21 protein-coding genes are annotated in these 21418 nt (G+C 61.2%); 5 read left to right on the forward strand and 16 right to left on the reverse strand.

The genetic code is table 11. The features are described from left to right. The first annotated feature begins 98 nt into the window (after window positions 1-98). The 3 genes from ACH6CV_RS12295 to ACH6CV_RS12305 are packed head-to-tail and all read left to right on the forward strand — an operon-like array spanning window position 99 to window position 3153. On the forward strand, window positions 99-1295 hold the full coding sequence (locus tag ACH6CV_RS12295; RefSeq protein WP_456358500.1) for a hypothetical protein: 1197 nt from the start codon (window positions 99-101) through the stop codon (window positions 1293-1295). Continuing rightward, window positions 1279-2505, forward strand: a complete 1227-nt coding sequence (locus tag ACH6CV_RS12300; protein WP_456358501.1) for a hypothetical protein — start codon at window positions 1279-1281, stop codon at window positions 2503-2505. The genes ACH6CV_RS12295 and ACH6CV_RS12300 overlap by 17 nt, the downstream gene beginning before the upstream one ends. A 3-nt stretch (window positions 2506-2508) precedes the next feature. Continuing rightward, window positions 2509-3153: an ABC transporter ATP-binding protein gene (locus ACH6CV_RS12305; RefSeq protein ID WP_456358502.1), complete on the forward strand. Its 645-nt coding sequence runs from the start codon at window positions 2509-2511 to the stop codon at window positions 3151-3153. 527 nt (window positions 3154-3680) lie between these two features. On the opposite strand, the gene ACH6CV_RS12310 is transcribed toward ACH6CV_RS12305, so the two are convergent. The 5 genes from ACH6CV_RS12310 to ACH6CV_RS12330 all read right to left on the reverse strand — a co-directional run bounded on the left by ACH6CV_RS12310 (window position 3681) and on the right by ACH6CV_RS12330 (window position 8468). After that, window positions 3681-4397, reverse strand: a complete 717-nt coding sequence (locus ACH6CV_RS12310) for an ABC transporter ATP-binding protein (protein ID WP_456358548.1) — start codon at window positions 4395-4397, stop codon at window positions 3681-3683. Window positions 4398-4399: 2 nt separating this feature from the next. Next, window positions 4400-5239: an ABC transporter ATP-binding protein gene (locus tag ACH6CV_RS12315; RefSeq protein ID WP_456358503.1), complete on the reverse strand. Its 840-nt coding sequence runs from the start codon at window positions 5237-5239 to the stop codon at window positions 4400-4402. Further along, a complete protein-coding gene (locus tag ACH6CV_RS12320; RefSeq protein WP_456358504.1) occupies window positions 5236-6351 on the reverse strand; it encodes a branched-chain amino acid ABC transporter permease in 1116 nt (371 codons plus the stop codon). The genes ACH6CV_RS12315 and ACH6CV_RS12320 overlap by 4 nt, the downstream gene beginning before the upstream one ends. A 7-nt stretch (window positions 6352-6358) precedes the next feature. Then, on the reverse strand, window positions 6359-7240 hold the full coding sequence (locus ACH6CV_RS12325) for a branched-chain amino acid ABC transporter permease (RefSeq protein ID WP_456358505.1): 882 nt from the start codon (window positions 7238-7240) through the stop codon (window positions 6359-6361). A gap of 79 nt (window positions 7241-7319) precedes the next feature. Then, entirely contained in the window at window positions 7320-8468 is a 1149-nt protein-coding gene (locus ACH6CV_RS12330) for an ABC transporter substrate-binding protein (protein WP_456358506.1), read from the reverse strand. 227 nt (window positions 8469-8695) lie between these two features. Here ACH6CV_RS12330 and ACH6CV_RS12335 point away from each other — a divergent pair, with 227 nt between their 5' ends. Next, window positions 8696-9688 (forward strand): hypothetical protein, encoded by a 993-nt coding sequence (locus tag ACH6CV_RS12335; RefSeq protein WP_456358507.1) that lies wholly within the window; start codon window positions 8696-8698, stop codon window positions 9686-9688. Between the two features lie 177 nt (window positions 9689-9865). Here the strand turns inward: ACH6CV_RS12335 and ACH6CV_RS12340 are convergent, their stop codons facing one another. Together ACH6CV_RS12340 and ACH6CV_RS12345 are read right to left on the reverse strand one after the other, a co-directional pair. Then, on the reverse strand, window positions 9866-10288 hold the full coding sequence (locus ACH6CV_RS12340) for a hypothetical protein (protein WP_456358508.1): 423 nt from the start codon (window positions 10286-10288) through the stop codon (window positions 9866-9868). Window positions 10289-10293: 5 nt separating this feature from the next. Beyond that, window positions 10294-10671: a hypothetical protein gene (locus ACH6CV_RS12345; protein WP_456358509.1), complete on the reverse strand. Its 378-nt coding sequence runs from the start codon at window positions 10669-10671 to the stop codon at window positions 10294-10296. 159 nt (window positions 10672-10830) lie between these two features. On the opposite strand from ACH6CV_RS12345, the gene ACH6CV_RS12350 reads away from it, so the two are divergent. Beyond that, complete coding sequence (locus ACH6CV_RS12350; protein ID WP_456358510.1) at window positions 10831-12762, forward strand: ABC-F family ATP-binding cassette domain-containing protein; 1932 nt, start codon at window positions 10831-10833, stop codon at window positions 12760-12762. 519 nt (window positions 12763-13281) lie between these two features. Here ACH6CV_RS12350 and ACH6CV_RS12355 read toward each other — a convergent pair. From ACH6CV_RS12355 to ACH6CV_RS12395, 9 genes are all read right to left on the reverse strand, one after another. Then, window positions 13282-13875 (reverse strand): hypothetical protein, encoded by a 594-nt coding sequence (locus tag ACH6CV_RS12355; protein WP_456358511.1) that lies wholly within the window; start codon window positions 13873-13875, stop codon window positions 13282-13284. Next, window positions 13851-14636 (reverse strand): RnfABCDGE type electron transport complex subunit B, encoded by a 786-nt coding sequence (locus tag ACH6CV_RS12360; RefSeq protein ID WP_456358512.1) that lies wholly within the window; start codon window positions 14634-14636, stop codon window positions 13851-13853. The genes ACH6CV_RS12355 and ACH6CV_RS12360 overlap by 25 nt, the downstream gene beginning before the upstream one ends. 14 nt (window positions 14637-14650) lie before the next feature. Then, window positions 14651-15235 carry an electron transport complex subunit RsxA gene (gene rsxA, locus ACH6CV_RS12365; protein WP_456358513.1) on the reverse strand — a complete coding sequence of 195 codons (585 nt, stop codon included), beginning with the start codon at window positions 15233-15235 and terminating at the stop codon, window positions 14651-14653. After that, complete coding sequence (rsxE, locus tag ACH6CV_RS12370; protein ID WP_456358514.1) at window positions 15232-15870, reverse strand: electron transport complex subunit RsxE; 639 nt, start codon at window positions 15868-15870, stop codon at window positions 15232-15234. The genes rsxA and rsxE overlap by 4 nt, the downstream gene beginning before the upstream one ends. After that, complete coding sequence (locus ACH6CV_RS12375) at window positions 15863-16795, reverse strand: RnfABCDGE type electron transport complex subunit D (protein ID WP_456358515.1); 933 nt, start codon at window positions 16793-16795, stop codon at window positions 15863-15865. The genes rsxE and ACH6CV_RS12375 overlap by 8 nt, the downstream gene beginning before the upstream one ends. Beyond that, window positions 16796-18136 (reverse strand): electron transport complex subunit RsxC, encoded by a 1341-nt coding sequence (rsxC, locus tag ACH6CV_RS12380; protein WP_456358516.1) that lies wholly within the window; start codon window positions 18134-18136, stop codon window positions 16796-16798. It lies immediately after the preceding gene. 6 nt (window positions 18137-18142) lie between these two features. Further along, window positions 18143-18490 (reverse strand): DUF1622 domain-containing protein, encoded by a 348-nt coding sequence (locus ACH6CV_RS12385; RefSeq protein ID WP_456358517.1) that lies wholly within the window; start codon window positions 18488-18490, stop codon window positions 18143-18145. Continuing rightward, the gene (locus ACH6CV_RS12390) at window positions 18483-20081 is read right to left on the reverse strand and encodes an FMN-binding protein (RefSeq protein WP_456358518.1); all 1599 of its coding nucleotides are present in this window, start codon (window positions 20079-20081) and stop codon (window positions 18483-18485) included. The genes ACH6CV_RS12385 and ACH6CV_RS12390 overlap by 8 nt, the downstream gene beginning before the upstream one ends. Window positions 20082-20272: 191 nt before the next feature. Continuing rightward, window positions 20273-21268 (reverse strand): FAD:protein FMN transferase, encoded by a 996-nt coding sequence (locus tag ACH6CV_RS12395; protein WP_456358519.1) that lies wholly within the window; start codon window positions 21266-21268, stop codon window positions 20273-20275. Between the last annotated feature and the right edge of the window lie 150 nt (window positions 21269-21418).

The raw sequence follows: 21418 nt of genomic DNA on the forward strand, positions 1-21418 counted from the left end.
GTTTTTTCGATATACTGACATATAGCGGTTGACAATACCTGGAAATTGCTGTAGTATGGAAAAATACGCTATGTTTGTGGCGTAATGTGGCGCTTAATATGAAGAGGGAAATTGTAATGCTGCAAAGAAATGCCGCAAATCTTATCAAATCCAGGCCTTTTTTGATCGGCCTGCTTATTGCCACATTGTCAATTATATTTTGTGTAATTTACACGGCCTTTGGGACAATCACAAGTCTCTATCAATTTATGACAGACTACGGGAATGTTCGTTATTTGGTGGTTCCCAATAAGCAAATGCGGGCGAATGAATTGGCTTTATCAGATTGTGATGTTGACGGAATAAGAGAACAAGTTTTTGCCGTATCTTCTGCAAGCCGCGAAGAAAGCGCAGTGATTGTCGGTGTATTTGGGAAGGATTGCTGGATACCGAAAAATGATGTCGAGCTTTTCTGGGAACAACAGGAGACCATCGAAAATCTTATTTTTCTCAGACATAAGGCTTATCTTAGTTCGGAGTTTTACAACCTGTATGAATATATAGAACCATGGGTCGATACAATCGTCATTGAAAATACCATCTTTGATGTCGTTGGCATGGCGGAATTCTATTTTGGTGAACGAGGGGTCTCCCATGTTCTGTCAGCAACGGAAATTCATGGCTTCGACGCAACGCTTCCTCCTTTAATAAGTACTGGTTCTGGCGAAAGAATTGAGTATCCGGAAGGTTTTGGCACGATCCTCATATCCGGCAATGACTTCATGGAGTTGAATCTACCGCTTTCCTTTATCTCCATTGTGTTTGAAGAGCCTCCATCCTATGAACAGTATCATCAGATGCGTGGCTGCTTTGATGAAAACCACTTTGATATTGACCCATATCGCACTGGAGCCACAGGGATCACCCTTGCCCACATAAACGGACTGATTTGTGGCGTGGCTGTTTTATTATCAGTCATGCTCACATGTGGCTTAATCAAAATTATCCTCGACGCAAATCAGGATGTATGGCGAGGACTATATCTGATTGGCTGTACGAAGGTAAGATTGCTTACAGGAACAGTATCTCTGTTAGCTATGTTATATACGGCGGCGGCGATTATCTCGGCTATTCCTTGTTACTTTATACTTAAACACCTGACGACGCTCAAAATATCGATCGGTATAAGTATAGGCGCTCTTGCTTTGCTGGTTGTACTGAGCGTTCTGTTTGTTATTCTCGCAACGCTTCCAACATGCATTCTCGCCGTGCGGAGGTACACAAGGGAGGAGGATGCCTATGTACAGACGATTTAAGGTTATGAGGATTATCTGCAATGGGCACAAATTGGCCAGGGCTACAATCCTCATCCTGACGTTTATCACAACGGTCAGTATGCTGTGGGTATTGCCGATGAGATTTATCGGACGATCCCGGCACGCGGCATGGAGCGGGTCTGGCTTGGATAACGCAGCCTTCTTTACGAGAAACTTTCGATTCGATTGGTATGGCTTTGATGATGTGCCGCCAGCCTATGGAAGACTGATCAACCATCTTAATGATATGGATGGTTGTACGGCAACGAGTGTCGACTATTGTGATATTTATTTTGCTGATGACCCAGAGCCCGTTGTGCTTTGCATATATCCCGAAATATTAAGAGAAACCATTCGGACGCCTTTAAGTGAAGGCACATTTGAATCTGCGAAGGGCAGCGAAGCATTGCCATTGGTACTGGATAGTCGCTTGCGCAATGCTTATGAGATTGGCGATAAGATACCTGTCCTATGCACCTGGGATGGAAATACGCACAATGAGATTGAAACCATCGCAATTGTTACAGGATTTCTCTCATCGGATAACGACCACATTAGCACTTTGGGCGGTAGCAGCACTCAAATGTTACGGTGTTTTGCCGCGAAAGCAATGGATGGTGACTCATATATTGCATTGGTCTCGGATGGTTCGATTTTCAAAGAAAAAGCATACACCGGCGATTGTTCATCGGTACTATTACTGCCGCCAAAAGGGGAACCTGTGAGCCAGTACATTGATGGATGGCGCAACAGCATTGCGCAATGGAATCTAGGACAAATCGACAGTTATCAGGAGATTTACGAGCGCGATTTATGGGGCATGGCCGTTATCGGAAACATTGACTATTATCTGTTGACGGCATGGCTCATGATCCTAACGATCGCGAGTTTGGCCGGATATAATCTAATGCAAACGGATTATCTGCGCCGCAGACTCGCATTGTTTGGAATGCTCGGAATGACAAAGGGAAGGATGCTTTCGTACATTGCAGTGGGCGGGTATCTTCCGTTTTGGCTCGTAAATTTCCTTGGATTGTTGGTTGGAAACGCCATTGCCATAACGCTTTATCTCGATTATAGGGCGGTAGTCCGACAGTTGACGATGACAACGTTGCTTGTTACGATGTTGCCGCATTTACTGGCGCTATGCGTTGATGGGATCCGGATTATGCGCATGGACGTATTAAAACAGTGGAATGCAAGGAGGTAGCGTATGGCGATTGTCAAGGCTATGAATGTTGGCCATTCTTACGATGGGAAAATGGATATTTTTGATAATATTTCTTTCGAATTGGATGAGGGGCAAACGCTGGTGATTACGGGCCCATCCGGTTCGGGAAAGTCGACGCTTATGAATTTACTCGCAATGCTCATGAAGCCGACAAAGGGAACTCTTTTCTTTCGAAATGTCGATATCGCTGAACTGACCGAAACACAACGGGCAAATACGAGGCTGAGGAATATCGGCATGATCAGGCAAGACCTTGCGCTCCTCCCTGATCGCAGTGCCCTCGAAAATGTAACGGTCCCCTTACTTCTCATTGGGAAAATTCACAAAAAGGAAATCTCGGAAAGAGGTCGGAACATTCTCACGAGAGTTGGTCTGGAAACGCAAATCCATAGCAAGACGGGGCATATGTCAGGCGGCGAGCGGCAAAGGCTGGCCATTGCCCGCGCTTTGATAACCAATCCCAGATTAATACTGGCCGATGAGCCGACAGCCCAACTCGACGAGGCTAACGCGTATATGATAAAAGAAATGCTAATCGATATGACAGATAAAGATGCCGCGTTGATTTTTGCAACGCATGATATGAGTCTGGTCAACTCGTTTGGACAAAGGCTGGATTTGAGATAGGCGCATGATAGGACCATTGTGGTCATGATCTCAGCGACTTCGTCAAACTCACACCGAGGGCACGCGAAAAGCGCGGAGAAACGGTTCAAGAGCACATAGCGGATGGGTTGCATTTGTCGCCGCCGCTTAAGAGCGGGAACCCAAGCACTTAAAATCCGCGAAGAGACGACTCTGCGCGGAAAGAGAAAAGGCGACGTCGGTTCTCGTGAGGCCCGAACCGGAGAGACTTCCGCTGGCGGCAACGCCTGCGGTTGCAGAAACGAGCAAGACTGCGGACGTCCGGTTTCAATACGGGAATGCGGTTGTCGAAATCCCCGCCGGGAGCCGGGCGGAGGACATATCCGAAGCGCTGAAGGCGATTTCAGGCCTATGATCGATTTCAGCGTTGTTCGGAACTACGATCGCCTGCGGCCAAACCCCCGCTCAAGCCACAAATTGATCCGCCACCAGGCCGCCACCCCGCCTGCGGACACCCTTCCGAGCAGGGGAATGGAGAGAGCCGCCGCGCGGATTCTGACCCTATCGCGTCAGCGCCCCGCGGCCTTGCCCAAATACGCCGCCCTCACCGCCTCATTGCCCAGCAGCGACTCGCCCGTGCCCTCCAGGGTCATCCTGCCCGTCTCCAATACATACCCGTAATCCGCCGCGCGCAGCGCGGCGTTGGCGTTCTGCTCGATCAGCAGGATCGTGATCCCCTCGTCGTTCACCGTCTTGATGATCGAGAAGATGTCCTTGACCACCATCGGCGCCAGCCCCAGCGACGGCTCGTCCATCATCAGGATCTTCGGCTTGCTCATCAGCCCACGGCCCACCGCCAGCATCTGCTGCTCGCCGCCCGACAGCGTGCCCGCCGGTTGCCACGAGCGCTCCTTGAGCCGTGGGAACAGAGCGTACACATGCTCGATGTCGCGCTCGATCGCCCGCTTGTCCCGCCTCAGGTACGCGCCGATCTTGAGGTTTTCCAGCACCGTCAGGTTCGCAAACACGCGCCGGCCCTCGGGCACCAGCGCGATGCCCTTCTCCACAACCTTCTGCGCGTCGAGCCTGGTGATGTCCTGCCCCTCAAACGTGATCGTGCCCGCCGACGGCGTCACAAGGGAGCTCACCGCGCGCAGCGTGGTCGACTTGCCCGCGCCGTTGGCCCCGATCAGCGTCACGATCGCGCCCTGCTCCACCGAGAACGAGATGCCCTTGAGCGCCTCGATCCCGCCGAAATTCACCTTTAAATCCCTGACCTCGAGCAGCTTCATGCCTCGTCCACCCCCAAGTACGCCTTGATCACGACCGGGTCGTCCTGCACCTCGGCGGGCGTGCCCTCGGCGATCTGCTTGCCGAAGTCGATCACATAGATGCGGTCGCTGATCTCCATGACCAGGTTCATGTGGTGCTCGATCATGAACACCGTGAGCGCGAACTGCTGCTTGATCTTGACGATGAACTGAGCGAGCTCGTCGGTCTCCTGCGGGTTCATGCCCGCGGCCGGCTCGTCGAGCAGCAAAAGGCGCGGCTTCGTCGCCAGCGCGCGCACGATTTCGAGGATGCGTTGCCTGCCGTAGGGCAGCGATCCGGCCACGTCGCGCATCTCGCGCTTGAGCCCGAGCGTTGTAATCAGCTCCGCCGCCTCCTCGCGCATGCGCTTTTCCTCCGCGTGGCCCAGCATAAACGTCGAAGCCAGGAGGCCCGACTTGACGTGCATGTGGCGCGCAATCAGCACGTTTTCAAACACCGTCAGGTTCTTGAACAGCCGGATATTTTGGAACGTGCGCGCCACGCCCAGCGCGGTGATCTTATCGGGCGTCTGCTTGATCTGGCGGGTGTATTCGCCGTTATGGCCGGCCGCGTACAGCCTCTTCATCTTGCCGGTGGGGAAACCCTCGGCGATGACCTGGCCGTGAAGCTTCACGCGCCCGTTCGTCGGCGCGTACAGCCCGGTGATTACGTTGAACGCCGTGGTCTTGCCCGCGCCGTTGGGCCCGATCAGCGCCACGATCTCGCCCTCGTCGACCGTCAGCGACAGATCGCTCACCGCGACCACGCCGCCGAACTGCATCGTGACGTTTTCTACCTCCAGCACATGCGCGCTCATCGCTTGACACCCCCCGTCGGGACCTTCCTGTTTCGCCAGTGGCCGGGCGTCAGCCAGTCCCAGCTGAACTCGTTCGTGCCCATCAGCCCGCGCCGGTAGAACAGCACCACCACCATCAGCAAGAGCGAAAACACCACCATGCGGAAACCGGTTTTGAACAGCGGGATTTCGACGCCGCCGAGCGCCAGCGGCTCGTCGAAGAACCGCAGCCACCACTCCTTGGCCGCCGTGACCAGGAAAGCGCCCACCACCGAGCCGGTGACCGAGCCGATGCCGCCGATCACCACGATTAAGAGGATGTCGTAGGTCATGGCTACCTTGAACGTGGACGAGTCGATCGAGCGCATGTACATCGCCAGCATACCACCCGCGACCGCCGTGAAGAACGAGCTGACCACGAAGCTCATTTCCTTGTGCCGGAACAGGCATATGCCCATCGCCTCGGCCGCGATCTCGTCCTCACGGATCGCCTTGAACGCGCGCCCGTAGCTCGAGCGGATCAGCAGCACGATCATGCCGATGCACAAAAAGGCGATCAGGAAGATCACCCCGATCGAATCGAACTTGGGGATGGACTTGAGCCCGTAGCTGCCGTTGGTCAGCGTGTCGAATTGGGGGCTGGCGATCAGCGCGCGGATGATCTCGGAAAACCCGAGCGTGGCGATCGCCAAATAGTCGCTCTTGAGCCGGAGCACCGGGATGCCGATCAGCGCGGCGAACAGCGCCGCCACCAGCCCGCCCGCGACCAACGCCAGGTAGGGGTAGCAAGCCCCAAGCCAACCCGGCGCGAGGTCCATGAACTCGCGCATCGACTTAAGCGCGGGCGCTATGCCGTTCATGTAGTAGACCCCGTCCAGCTTGCCGGTCGGGATCAGCAGAATGGCCGTCGTGTACGCGCCCACCGCCATGAACCCGGCCTGGCCCAACGAGAAAAGGCCCGTGAATCCGTTCAGCAAATTCATCGCCGTGGCCGCGATTGCGAAGATCGCGCCCTTTTGCAGCACCGAATACAGCATGGCCTGCTCGAACTTCTTTTCCTCGAGCACCATGAGCCCCCACGCGAGAAGCGCGATGGCCGCGAGGGACAGCACCCACTTGATCGGTTTCTTCATCAGCGCATCACACCTTCTCCGTCGTTTTTTCGCCGAACAACCCGGTCGGCCTGAACAGCAGCATCAGGATCAGCAGCAGGAAGGTAAAGGCGTCCGAGAACGTCGAGTAGCCGAACGCCACCAGCATCGTTTCGGCCAGCCCGATCACGAAGCCGCCCACCATCGCGCCGGGAATCGAGCCGATGCCGCCCAAGACCGCGGCCACGAAGCACTTGAGCCCCGGAAGCGTGCCGCTGAACGGGTTGACCGACATGCGGTCGGTGAAGTACAGGATCGAACCCACCGCCGCCAACGCCGAGCCGATGACGAAGGTGGTCGAGATGACCGTGTTGATCTTGACGCCCATGAGCTTGGCGGTCTCGAAGTCCTTTGACACCGCGCGCATCGCCATGCCCACCTTGGTGCTCTTAATCAGCGCGGTCAGAAGCAGCACCAGCGCGACCGCGAGCAGGGGCGTGATGAAGGTGACCAGCGAAGCTGACAGCGCGCCGATCTGGAAGATGCGCTTGAGCACCGGGATCTCGGGGTAGGCGCGGGGCAGCGCGGAGAACAGATAGGTGGCCAGGTTTTGCAGCAGCATCGACACGCCGATGGCCGAGATCATGATCGACATGCGCGGGGAAGACCGGAGCGGCGCGTAGGCCGCGCGCTCGATCGCCACGCCCAGCGCGACCGTGGCCGCGATTACGATGGGGATGGCGACCTGCCATGGAAAGCTGGTCACCGCGAAGATCATGAAGTAGCCCGCCATCATGAAGATGTCGCCGTGGGCGAAGTTAATCAGGCGCAGGATGCCGTACACCATCGTGTAGCCGATGGCGATCAGCGCGTAGGCGCCGCCCAGCGACACGCCCGTGAGGCAGTGCTGCAAGAAAGTGGTCACACCCATGCCGTTCCCTCCAATTAACTCAACACGAGGGGCGGGGGGTTGATGCCCCGCCCCTCGTCGAATCGGCTTGAATCGATGGTTATCCGATGGTGACGGTCTTGAGGAACTTGAACGCGCCGCCCTCGACCACCTTGATGTAGGCCATGTCCTTCTTGGCGTCGCCGTTCTCGTCAAACGAGATCGCGCCGGTCACGCCGGAGGTTTCGAGGCTCACGAGCGCGTCGCGGATCGCCGCGGGATCGGCGCTGCCGGCCGCCTTGATGGCCGCGATCGCCGTGTTGTAGGTGTCAAAGCCCAGCGCACTGACCGCCGCCACGCCCTCGCCGCCGTTCTTTTCCTTGCTCTCGGGGTTGGCGTTGAGGTACGCCTTGAAGCCGCTGACGAACTCGCTCGCGGCTTCATCGGCCTCGTCGAAGAAGGTGGACAGCACCACGCCCTCGGCGTCGGCGCCCGCGTTGTCGATGATCGTCACGTTCTCCCAGGTGTCGCCCGCCATGATCCGGGCGGTGACGCCCAGCTCGCGCGCCTGCTTGATGAGCAGCGGCGCGGTCGCGATCGACGAGGGCGCGAAGATGACGTCCGGCTCAGCCGCCTTGACATTGGTCAGGATGGCCTTGAAGTCGGTCTGGTTGGTCTGGAACTGCTCTTCGGAGACGATCTCGCCGCCCAGCTCCTTGAACGCCTTCAGGAAGAAATTACCCAGACCCGAGGAGTAATCGTCGCCCAGCTGCGTGATGACCGCGGCCTTCTTCGCGCCCTCCTGGAAGGCAAAGTTGGCCATCACCGTGCCCTGGAACGGATCGAGGAAGCACACGCGGAAGTAGAAGTCGTTGCCCAGCGTGACCTGCGGGTTGGTGCAGCTGGCGCCGATTGCGCTCACCCCGGCATCGGCGAAGATCTCGCCCGCCGCGATCGACACGCCCGAGCCGTAGGAACCCAGCACCACGGCCACGCCCTCGGCCATCAGCTTTTGCGCGGCGGACACGGCGGCCGTCTTATCGGACTGGTTGTCCACTTCGACCAGTTCGACCTTGTACGTCTCGCCGTTCAGCTCGACCTCGGGGGTCAGCGTCTGGGCATAGCGCATGCCCAGCAGTTCCTGGAAGCCGCCGCCGCCGTTTTCGCCGGTCACCGGCTCGAACACGCCGATCTTGATAACGCCCTCGGCGATTGCTGCGACAGGGACAAACAACATCAGGGCCAGGCACAGCGCGAGAATCTTCCTCATAAGACAACCCCCTCCGTTTTTCATGCAATCATTATACAGGCCGGATCGCAGAATTGCAAGTACATTTATGCCGATTGTCAAAATTGCGGGGCGGTACCCGCGAATCTGACGGAACTTGCCTCATCTGGGAACCGAAAATGCAGGATAGGAGCCTCGAACCGTTTTTGTCCGGCGGCATACCATGCAATGTGAGTCCGCTCACGCGACCAATTCGAGGAGGTATGAGCATGTCGTTTTATAGTTACAAGAACGCCGGTACCACCTGTTGCCCCGGTACCATGACCGGCAACGTTAGCCAGGGCCTGAACGAGCGCATCTGCGTGCAGGTTAAGAACGTTTACGATGCGTGTTTACAGCAGGAACAGCTGGACGAAGTGGACGTGTTGGTTAAGGACATCGTGCCGGTGTTGCCCGATCCGTGCAACTGCCGTCGCATGAATACGCCCTGCCGCTGCAAATGCAAGGGCAACAGTTGCCAGTGCACCTGTGGCCAATGCGGCAAGATTACTTATCAGGACGCCTACGAGAGCGCTGAAAACAGCGAGTGTCCGCTGCCGGTACCCTTCGGCCAGTGGACGTTTGAAAGCTGCCGCTCGTCGACGACCGCCGGCACGATCCGAGACCTGGCCGTCGAGCGCCTGTGCGACCGCCCGCAGTTCGCCCGCGTCAAGGGCACGATCGACATCCCGATCGACGTGCTGTTCACCGACCAGCGCTGCCAGGAGTGGATGGGCCGCGCGACCGTATCGGTCGTCAAAGACGTGCTGCTGTGCATCCCCGATGAGTCGATCGTGCCGTTCAAGCTGGAGAGCATGGTCAGCGCGATCTGCGTCAACGGCGTGTACCTGGGCGACTGCGTGTTCGAGATCACGATCTGCGTGACCGTGGTGCTCAAGGTGCTGGCCGAGGTCGAGGTGATGATCCCCACGTTCGGCTTCTGCGAGATCCCGCCGTGCGAGGAATTTGCGGAGAACGTCTGCGACGAATTCTTCAGTCTGCCGTTGTTCCCGCAGCAGCAGTGCCGGCGCGACAACGGAACGAACACCTCGCCGGTCTTCAACTGCGCGCCGACGAACAACGGCACGGGCGGCGTCATGGGCGCTTGCATGGGCGGCAGCTGCGCTCGAGCGACGAGCTCCTGCTCCCAGTGCGGCACCTCCTGCGGCGGCTGTTGTTCCTCCTGCCCGCGCTGCGGCTGCGCGATGACGCCCAACAGTTAGGCTGACCGAATCCCACGGGCAACGGGCCCGTTCCCGCACCGCCGGCGGGTACCCAGGGGCGGGGCGGTTGCGATAGGTGCCGGGAACCGAAGCGGGAAGGCCTTTTACGAATGAACATCCGGCACCGAATACATGGCGAAGGCGGCGGGTCTCGGCCCGCCGCCTTCGTTGGGGCGCTTATTCGCCCGGTTGATCCTGATCCTGCGCCTGATCCTGCTCCGGCGCGGCGTCCGCCGGCGCGCGGGACTTGAGCAACTCATCCACCCGGGCCGCGACTCTGAGCAGCTGCTCGTCGGTGAGGGCGTCCAGCGCGTCCAGCAAGCAGTCCTCATCCGCCTGTGACACCGCGCCGGTCACCCAATTCTTGAACTGATCGCCCAGCGCGCGGGCCTTGTCCAGCGTCTGGCCGCCCTTGCGGGTGAGATCCTCGCCCATCTGCGCCGCGCGCTTGTTGGTCTCGGTGCCCTCGGTGGTCAGTTCATGCACGAAGCCCATGCCCTTCTCCACCGCGCCGGCCACCGCGCCCACGCCCATCTTGAACACCTTGTTCAGCTCGTCTCCCAGGCTGGGCTTCTGATTGCTGTTGCCAGTTTCGCTCATCGAATTCATCCCTTTCTGTCCTGCTCGACATTCGGTCTGGCCGAAGCACCCGCCTTGTCGCGCGCGCGCTGCAGCCGATACAGTTCCTTGGCCACCTGAATGGCCAGCCTGTCCTGCATCACACACTCCCGCTCATAGGATACCGGCCGGCCCGCCTCGTAGATCAGCGCCAGCGGGCCCAGCATGAGCCCCAGAACGAAGTTGCCGAAGAACGTGTAGCCCTTGCCCCGCGCCAGCGCGCCCGCCAGCACCGCCTGCCCGATGTACACGAGCGCGATGATACCCGGCATCACCCAGTTCGCGACCGGGCCGAGCGCCGCCATCCAGTGTCCCCAGAGTTCGCCAAGCGTCACGGTCGTCGCGTTTATTGTGACCTGCTCCATGATGTGCTATCCCCCGTCGTGAGAATCCATCGGATCGATCATAGCACCAATTCCGCGACGCGTCAAGCTTGCGATTGAGCGCATGATTCAGTCGCGGCGCGTGACAAATCGCGCGCATGTGATATAATAATGGACGGAATACATCGCCAGGGGGATTTCATGGTACTTGTCTCGATTCAAAATGTCACGAAGAGCTTCGGCGGCGTCAACCGCATTCTCTCCGATGTCAACCTCACGCTCATGGAGGGCGCGCGCATGGGGCTCGTGGGCGTGAACGGCAGCGGCAAGACCACGCTGCTGCGGCTGATCGCGGGCGAGCTCAGCCCCGACGAGGGCACCGTGAGCGTCGCCCGCGGTACGCGCGTGGGGCTGCTCACCCAGCAGGCCGACATCACCGACGATCTGACGGTGCTCGAAGAGTTGAGCCGGGTGTTCGAGCCGCTGCAAAGGATGGAGGAGCGGCTGCGCGAGCTCGAGCGGGAGATGGCCGAGCGCCACGCCGACGAGGCCGCGCTTCATGCGCTGTCGAGCGAGTACGCGCGGCTGACCGAGCGCTTCGAGCAGGCCGGCGGCTACGAATGGCCCAGCCGCATCCAGGGCGTGCTTGCCGGCCTGGGCTTTGCGAAGGGGCGCGACCACGACAGGGCGAGCCTTTTGTCGGGCGGCGAGAAGACGCGGCTGTGCCTGGCGCGCATCTTGCTGATGCAGCCGGAGCTTTTGATGCTCGACGAGCCCACCAACCACCTGGATCTCGAATCCACGGCCTGGCTCGAGGAGACGCTCAAGAAATACCGGGGCACGGTGCTGCTGATCTCGCATGACCGCTACTTCCTGAACCAGGTGTGCGATTCGATGGCGGAGCTGTCGGGCACGCGCCTCAACCAGTACGGCGGCAACTACGACGCGTTCGCGGCCCAGCGCGAAGAGCGGCTGACGCGCCAATTAAAGGAATACAAGCTGCAGCAGGCCGAGATCGCGCGCCACGAGGCGATCATCGCGCGCTACCGCAGCTTCAACCGCGAAAAATCGATCATCGCCGCGCGCAGTTGGGAGAAGAAGCTTCAGCGCATCGAGCAAAGCGCGGTTTCGCGCCCGCAGGACGAGCACAAGGTGCGGTTCTCGTTTGACGTGCGCCGGCGCTCGGGCGACGACGTGCTGATTGTGAAAGACCTTGAGCAGGGCTTCGACGGGCGGACGCTGTTTGAGCGCTTCTCGCTGCACCTGCGCGCGGGCGACCGCGCCGCGCTGATCGGCCCGAACGGCGTGGGCAAGACCACGCTGCTCAGGACCATCCTCGGGCAATTGAAACCGCGTTCGGGCAGCATCCTGTTCGGCAGCGCGGTCGACCTGGGCTATTACGACCAGCAGCAGTCGGGGCTGCACCCCGAGAAGACGGTGCTGCACGAAGTGTGGGACGAGTTCCCGCGCATGGAGCCGGGCGACGTGCGCAGCGTCTTGGCGCTGTTCCTGTTCACGGGCGAGGATGTGTTCCAGCCGATCGGCACGCTGTCGGGCGGAGAGAAGGGCCGGGTGGCGCTGTCGAAACTGATGCTGGGACGCGATAACCTGCTGCTGCTCGACGAGCCGACCAACCACCTGGATATGGATTCGCGCGAGGTGCTCGAGCACGCGCTCGACGACTTCCCCGGCACGATATTGGCCGTGTCGCACGACCGCTACTTCATCAACCGCGTGTGCGACCGCGTGGTGGAGATGACGGAGGGCGGAACGACCGAGTACCTGGGCAACTACGACGACTATGTGGAAAAGAAGCGACGCATGGAGGCGGGCGGGGCGGAAGATGCGCTCGGCGGGCGCACGCGCACCGAGATCGAGAAGGAGAAGCGCAAGGAGCGGCTGCTGAAGGCCGGGCAGAAAGCGCTCGAACAGCAGGTGGAGGCGCTGGAGCAGGAGATCGCGGGGGCCGAGGGGGAGCTCAGGCGGCTCGAGGCGCAGCTGGCGGATCCCGCCACCTATCAGGATCGCGCGCTGGCCGAGGAGATCGCGCGCGCGCACCGCGCGCTCGGGGATAAGCTGCCCGCGCTATACGAGCAGTGGGAAGAGGCGGCCGAGATGGCGGCAGGCGGCTGAATCGAAGGATGAACCCGCGTGAGCGCTGAAGGGTGTCCAGAGGGCAAAGCCCTTTGGCAGGGTCCAGGGGCGGAGCCCTTGGCGTAACCCCGCAACCCCGCGCCGCCGTATCCGGTATCCAATCATCAGGAATGGAGCGCCGCGCCTTTGCTGCGGCGGCGCGGCGTTCCCGATGTTCTGAAAGATGAGGCGTCGCCCGAAAGGGCGGCGTCTTATCTTTCAGGACGAGTCCGTACCTGTTCCGTAAAAACGCCCCCTCCGTCTGCCGAGGGGAAAACCCTTGGTCAATCCTACGGAGAAAACAAGACGCGGTTTTACGCGACGGGGGAACTCGTTCTACAACCGAAGGTGTCGCCCATCAGGCGGCACCTTCGGTTGTAGAACATCGAGAACGCCGCGCCGCCGTCGCTCGGACTCGGCACTCGGTTCCTGATGATTGGATACCGGATACGGCGGCGCGGGGAACGGGAACGTTGGGGCCAGCCCCAAACCCCGCTGGGGCCATAGCCCCAGACCCCGTCACCGTGCGCGGGGAGATGGTTGATAATCCCGCGGCTCATCGTATAGCGACTCGCCCAGCATCTCGCGCGCCAGCGCGGTATTGCCGCTGTCGAGCGCGGAGCGAATCCGCGTGGAAGACACCTTCTCCCCGGCCAGCATCACGAACGGCACCTCGTGCACCTCGAACCCGTAATCGGGGGCATCCCGCCTCAACGTCTCGACCGTACCCTTGCCCAAGTGCCCGTAGGTGTAGTCGCTGCCCACCACCACCGCGCGCACGTCGTAACGCGCGCACAGCATCGTAAGAAATTCTCTCGGCTCAAGAGCGGCCATCGCCCGGTCAAAGCGCACCATGTCCACGACATCCACGCCCCGCTTGAGCATCGCCTGCCGCCGCCGCGCCGAAGTCATCAGCGGCGCGGGCGCTTGCGCAAACACCGAGCGCGGGTGGTTCTCAAACGTGTACACCGCGCTTGCCCAGCCGCGCTCCTTCGCCAGCTTGACCGTCTGGTCGATCACCTGTCGATGCCCGATGTGCATGCCGTCGAACATGCCCAGCGCCACCGCAAAGGGCTGCCTCGCGTCGGTCATTTCAGCGTGATGCACTTGCATGGACACACTTTTGCGCAGTCGCCGCACTGGGTGCACTTCTCAGGATCGATGCGCGCGACGTTGTTCTCGACGTGGATCGCGTCATATTGGCAGGCCTGCACGCAGCGCTTGCAGGCGATGCAGGCGCGCATGCAGTCGGCGCGGGCATTCTTGGCGGTGTCGGTATTCAGGCAGCGCACCGTGACCTTCTGGTTCATCGGCGCAAGCTCAATGACATTGCGCGGGCAGATCGGCACGCACGCGCCGCAGGCCGTGCACAGCGCCTCGTCGATGTGCACCACGCCGCCGCGGATTGACATCGCGCCGAACGCGCAGTGGCCGACGCAGTCGCCCAGGCCGATGCAGCCGTACTCGCAGTCCTTGGGGCCGCCCGCGATGCCGGCCGCCACGCGGCAGCTCTGGTAGCCGTCGTAGGTATAGCGGTCGCCCGCGATGCCGATCGTGCCCTGGCACAAAAGCCGCGCCACCTTTTTGTCCATCTGGTCCGCGCTGACGCCCATGATCCGGGCGATTTCCTGCGCGGCCTCGTTGCCCGCCGGCGCGCAGAGCGTGGGTTTTGCCTCGCCCTTGGCCACGGCCTCGGCATAGGCGTCACAGCCGGCATAGCCGCACGCGCCGCAGTTCGCGCCCGCGAGACAGGCGCGCACCTCGGCCACGCGCGGATCGATCTGCACATGGAACGCCTTGCCGGCAAAGGTCAGAATCGCGCCGAAGATGAGGCCCAGCGCGCCCAGCACGCCGGTTGCGTACAATATCGTCATGTCCGTTCCCCTCCTTACGTAAGGCCCGCGAAGCCCATGAACGCGATCGACATGAGCCCGGCGATGATCAGGCTGATCGGGAAGCCGCGCAGGCACTTGGGGATGCCCGCCAGCTCCAGCCGCTCGCGCACACCCGCCATCAGCACGATCGCCAGCAAGAAGCCCAGCGCGCTGAACACGCCGTTGAGCACGCTGTACATCAGGTTGTAGGCTTCCTTCACGTTGATTACCGTGACGCCCAGCACCGCGCAGTTGGTGGTAATCAGCGGCAGGTAGATGCCCAGCGCGTTGTACAAGCTCGGGCTCGATTTTTTGAGGAACATCTCCACGAACTGCACCAGCGCCGCGATAACGAGGATAAAGCTGATCGTGTCGAGGTACTTGAGGTCGAGCGGCACGAGCACGTAGGAGTACGTCAGGAAGGTGAACAGCGACGCCATGCCCATGACGAAGGTCACCGCCAGGCCCATGCCCGCGGCGGTCTCGACCTTGTTCGACACGCCGAGGAAGGGGCAGATGCCGAGGTAGCGCGAGAAGATGAAGTTGTTGGTCAGCACGCAGCTCACCATAAACAGGAGCACACGGGTCAGCTCGTTCATACCTTCGCACCCTCCTTCCGCAGCCGACGCACCTCAACGGTGCTTATAATCAGGTTGAACAGCGCCAGGTATAGCCCGAACGTGATGAAGCCGCCCGACGCCATGCCGATGAGCAGCATCGGCTGGTAGCCCGTGCTCATCACCTGGAGGCCGAATACCCTGCCCGACGCGATCAGCTCGCGGAACAGGCCCATGAGCGTGATCGCCATCGTGAACCCGAGGCCCATGCCGACGCCGTCCATGGCCGAGCGCGCGATCGAATTTTTGCTGGCAAACGCTTCCGCGCGCGCCAGGATGATGCAATTGACCACGATCAGCGGGATGAATACGCCCAGGCTCTGGTACAGCGCGGGCACGAACGCCTGGATCAACATCTGCACGATGGTCACGAAGGTACAGATGACCACGACGAACGCCGGGATGCGCACCTTATCGGGGATGAAATTGCGCAGCAGCGAGATCACTACATTGCTGCCCAGCAGCACGAAGGTGGCGGCCAGGCCCATGCCCAGGCCGTTGGTGGCGCTGGTGGTCGAGGCCAGCGTCGGGCAGGTGCCCAGCACCAGCCGGAACGTGGGGTTTTCGTTGATGATGCCGTTCAGGAATACCGCGCCCATGCTCTTTTCCTTAGCCATTGCGCTTCGCCTCCTTCCTCGGATGGCCGTACACGCGCGGCCTCACGTATTTGTCGATCAAGGGGGTGGCCACGTTCATCAGCAGGATGGCATAGGTCACACCCTCGGGGTAGGAACCGAACTTGCGGATGATCGCCACGATCAGGCCGGCGCCCACCGCAAAGATGATGTTGCCCGGCCGCGTCATCGGCGTGGTGGTGTAGTCGGTCGCCATGTAGACAGCGCCGAACAGCAGCCCGCCCGACAGCACCGCGGATACCGGATCACCGCCGAACGCCCAAGTGGCGACGAAGGTGGTCGCCACCATCACGACCGGCACGTGCCAGCGGATCGTGCGCGTAATCAGCAGGTAGGCGAGCCCCAGGAGGATCATGATCTTGCTGACCTCGCCGATCGAGCCCGGGATGTTGCCCAGCATCAGGTCCATCACAGGCGTCTGGACGCCCGTCAGCGGCGTCGCGCTGGCCACCGCGTCCACACCCGCGGCCCAGCGGGTGGGGGCCACGAACGAAGTCATGTACACCGGCCACGACGACAGCAACACCGCGCGCGCGGTCAGCGCCGGATTCATGAAGTTGTCGCCGATGCCGCCGAACAGCTCCTTGACCAGCACGATCGCGACCAGCGAGCCCACCATGACCATCCACCAGGGGGCGGTCGGGGGCAGGTTGAGCCCCAGGATCAGGCCGGTCACCAGCGCCGACAGGTCATTAACCCGCACGGGACGGCGCGCGATGACCTGGTACAGGTACTCAAACATCACAGCCGAGCCGGTTGCCACCACAAGCACGATTGCGGCGCTGACGCCGAAGTTGTAGATGCCGGCGATCGCGCAGGGCGTAAGCGCAATAATCACGTTCATCATCAGCGTGGCGGTCGATTCGCTGTTGCGAATGTGAGGCGCGGTAGAAAGCCGAAGGTTCATCTATGCCTTCCCCCTTTTCTTCGCAAGCGCGATTTTTTCCTTTGCGTTCTTAAACGAAGCGGTCAGCCACAGCCGCGCGGGACAGATGTAGGAACAGCAGCCGCACAGCGTGCAATCCACGACGTTGAGCCGCTCCGCCTCGGGCATGTTGTCGGCGTCGCAGTAGTGCTTGATTAGGTAGGGGTTCAGGTGCATCGGGCACACCTGCACGCAGCGGCCGCAGCGGATGCAGGGGTTCTCGGGCACCGAGCGCGCCTCGGCCTTGTCGTACACCACGATGCCGTTGGTGGCCTTGGTCATCGGCACGAAGTGGTTGGGCACGCACACGCCGGTCATGCCGCCGCCGCAGATGATCTTGCCGGGGTGCTTCAGGTAGCCGCCGGCCTCGCCGATCGCGTCCTCGAGGATCGTGCCGATCCGAAGGCGCAGGTTGCTGGGTTCGATCACGCAGCCGGTCACCGTGGTCACGCGGTCGATCACGGGCTTGCCGTCGATCAGCGCGTCGGCGATTGCGTGGGCGGTGCCCACGTTGAGCACGATCACGCCCACCTCGATCGGCAGCTTTTCGGACGGCACCTCGCGCCCGATGATTGAGTCGATCAGCTGCTTCTCGCCGCCCTGCGGGTACTTGGTCTTAAGCTTCATGACCGTGACGCCCGCGCGCCCCTGCGCGGCCCTTGTCATCGACTCGATGGCCTGCGGCTTGTTGTCCTCGATCGCGATGATGCCGCGCGGAACGGAAAGCGCCCGCATGGCCGCGCGCAGTCCGTCCACGATGCGCCCGGGGCTTTCAAGCATCAGCCGGTTATCGGCGTTCAGGTAGGTCTCGCACTCCGCGCCGTTCAGGATGATGGTGTCGCAGTGCTTGCCCTCGGGCGGAGACAGCTTGATGTGCGTCGGGAAGGCCGCGCCGCCCATGCCGCAGATGCCGGCCGCCTTGATTGCGGGCACAATGGCGCCGACGTCGCAGGTCTCGACGCCGCCCACCGGATGAAGCTCCACCCAGTCGTCCTTGAAGTCGTTCTTGATCGATACCGCCATCATGCGGTTGCTGGTCAGGTAGGGCACCGGCTCGACCGCCGTGACCTCGCCCGATACGCTGGCGTGTACCGCGACGCCCAGCGGCCCGACCGGCTCGCCGATCAGCTGCCCGAGCTTGACCTTGTCGCCCTTCTGGACGCAGGGCGAGGACGGCGCGCCCAAGTGCATGCCCATCAAGATGGTCACGCGGTCGGACACGAAGTCGCGGATCGGTTTATCCCGCGTGGGCAGCTTGCCCTCATGCGTACCGTGCAGCGGATGCACGCCTCCGCGAAAGGTTCCCCTTGGCAATGCCAACACCCCCCGTTATTTTTCCTTCAGTTCCGAAAGAGCCCTGATCTTTTTTTCTTCGACGTTGATCTCCCAGTGGATCAGCAGGGTCAGCGCGCAGCGCAGCAGTATGATTGCGCCCACCAGCAGAACCTCGTATATTTCGTGCACGATCGTGGTGCGCAGCACCTCGCCGCCCAGCTTGAACTCCAGCGCCAGCGCGATGCCCTCGGCCAACGCCAGTCGACTGTGCGGGTTTTTCGTGAACAGCATGCAGATCGACCGGATGGCGGAGTACAGGATGATGGCTACGCCCACGAACTCCAGCGCCAGCACCCCATAGCTGACGATTGCGCGGTAGGTGTTTTCAAGCGCGTTATACATGGCTGGCGCCCTCACTTACCAGCTGGTTGATCGCCCCGAGCACCGCGTCCGAGGTGACCGTCGCGCCCGCAATGGCGTCCACGCCCTCGCCGTACTTGAAGGGGCCGCGCTTGCCGACGAACTGGCCGGTGAACGCCTCGTCCTTCGCCTTTTCGCCCAGGCCCGGCGTTTCGTTGAAGTTCGCGCCGCCGACGGTGACGGATTGGATCGTGCCGTCCTCGTTCAGCGCCACGGTCACGTCAATGTCGCTCGCGAAGCCCTTGACGGTCACCGTCTCGGCGGGCGCTTCCATGGCGGCGGTTTCCGCCGCAGGCACGGGCGTCGGCTTTGCCGTCGGTTCGGGCGTCGGCTCAACCGTCGGTTCGGGTGTCGGCTCAACCGTCGGTTCGGGCGTGGACACAGGCTCGACCGCCGCCGGCTGCGCCGAGGCTGGCACCGCCGGCTGCGCCGAACCGGCATTCGCCAGGATCTTGTTGACGGCGTCCATCACCGCGTTCGAGGTGATCGTCGCGCCCGCGATGGCGTCGATGCCCTCGCCGTACCGGAGTTGTCCCGACTTGCCGATAAACTGATCGCGGAAGGCCTTCTCGGTGGCCTTTTCACCGAGGCCCGTGGTCTCGGCGAAGTTGGGGCCGCCCACGTCGAGGCTGGCAATCGTGCCGTCCGCCGCCAGGCCCACGCTGACCTCGATGTCGCCGCCGTAGCCCTTGACGGTTTCGACCATCAGCGCCGGGGCCGCGACCGGGCCCTGCTGAAGCGCCTGGTTGACCGCGTCCATCACCGCGTTCGAGGTGATCGTCGCGCCCGCGATGGCGTCGATGCCCTCGCCGTACCGGAGCTGTCCCGACTTGCCGATAAACTGGTCGCGGAAGGCCTTTTCGGTGGCCTTTTCACCCAGGCCCGTGGTCTCGGCGAAGTTGGGGCCGCCCACGTCGAGGCTGGCAATCGTGCCGTCCGCCGCCAGGCCCACGCCGACCTCGATGTCGCCGCCGTAGCCCTTGACCGTTACGACGCGCGTTTCAACCGCATTTGTCGCGCCGGTATCCTCGGACACGTAGCCGGGCAGCAGCGTCTTCATGTAGTCGCCCATCTTGTTGACGCCCGATACCACCGCGCCCGATGAGATCGTCGCGCCCGCCACGCTGTCGATGTCTTTTTTGAGCTCAAGGGGTGTCTGCTTGCCGATGAACTGGCCGGTGAACGCGGTGTCCTTGGTCTTCGCGCCCAGGCCCGCGGTCTCCTTAAACTGGTCGCCGCCGACCGACACGCCGGTCAGCGCGCCGGTAAGGTCCATGCCCGCCGTCACCGCGATCGGCCCGCCGTAGCCCTTGACGCTGATCTCGGACACGTAGCCGACCACCTTGCCGTCTTTGAGGCCGGCATAGCAGCCGCTCAGGGCGGACTTCTCGGGCAGCGCCTGCGGCTCAAACGTCTCGGCCGCGCTCAGAGACGCGATGCGCGCCTCATTGGCCGCCTGCACGCCCTGCGCCGCGATGCGGTCCTGCGTCAGCGCGTTGGTGAGCGCCAGCAGTAAGCCCGCCATCAACGAGATGATGGCGAGCGCCAGCCATGCCGGGAGTTGTTTCTTCATCCTGTTTTTCCTCCTCCATCCGTCTTGGTGTGACCGATGTTGTTATTGTACAATGAGTGCTGCGGGAACTGCCGACCGAATCCCATGCGCGCCGACGGCTGTATTTCCGCCATCTTGCGCCCACAAAAGCTTCGGCGTAACGTCGCTACGCCTCGGCTTTTGCGGACGCAATCCGACAAAAATCCAGCTCGTCATCGCATATGATTTTCGATCAGCAGTTCCCTGGCACCCTCTGTCGCCAAAATCTCGCCCGAGCGCGTGATGAACAGCGCTTCCGCGTCCGGGGTGTTTTGAATGAATTCCATACCTTTTTTAAGGCCCAGCACGAAGGTGGCGGTCGACAGCGCGTCGGCCCTGCCCGACTGCTCGGCGAAGATGGTCACCGCGGCCAGCTCGTTCTGCGCGGGCCAGCCGGTGGCCGGGTCGAGCAGATGGTGATAGCGCACGCCGTCCACGTCGAACCCACGCTCGTAAATGCCGCTGGTGACCACGGCCTGGTGGCCCTTGGCGCGCACCGCCAGCAGGTAGGCGCCGGTCGGCTGTGCCGGATCCTGGATGCCCACGGTCCACGCGCCGCCGTCGGGCTTTACGCCCATGGCGATCACATTGCCGCCGAAGTTGAGCAGCGCGTCGTTCACGCCCAGATCCTTCAGTAAATTGGAAATCTGGTCGCAGATGTAGCCCTTGGCTACCGCGCCCAGGTCGATCTCCATGCCCGCGGGCACAGACACCCGGTCGCCACGGACGGCAACCTTGCCGTAATCGATCAGCGCAGCCGCCCTCTTGACCGATTCGGCATCCGGGACCACCTTTGATCCGCCGGTGAAATCCCACAGTGCAACCGCCTTTGCCACCGTTATATCGAACGCTCCGTCGCTGGCTTCGCTGATCGCACGCGACATCGACAGGATGTTCAGCGTGTGTTCAGAAACCTGAATCGGCTGCCCCTGCGCGTGGTTGATGTTCCACACGTCGGAACCGGGGATCGTCTTGCTGAGCAACTTTTCATAGCCCTCGCAGGCGGCCAGCGCTTCCTTGAGCGGCGCGTCGCTGTCTATATAAGCCGAGATGGTCACCACTGTGTCGAAATAGAACCCCGTCGCCGAACGTTTGGCCGGCGTTTCCTGCGCCGCGCATCCCGATCCCGCCACGACAATCAATAAAAAAAGAATAAATGCCCGCTTCAAAGGTCCGCCTCCAATCCGATTCATTATACCACTCCCCGCACGATTCCTGCAAGGCAACATTGGATGGCGTGTACGGTTTTTTTGGCGGAATTCCGCCAGGAATTCTTGGCATCTTTTTCTTGCAACGGGCGATTCGGCAGATGGACAAGA

Source organism: Anaerozeibacter quisquiliarum, from assembly GCF_051162045.1.
GTDB classification, from domain to species: domain Bacteria; phylum Bacillota; class Clostridia; order Christensenellales; family Aristaeellaceae; genus Anaerozeibacter; species Anaerozeibacter quisquiliarum.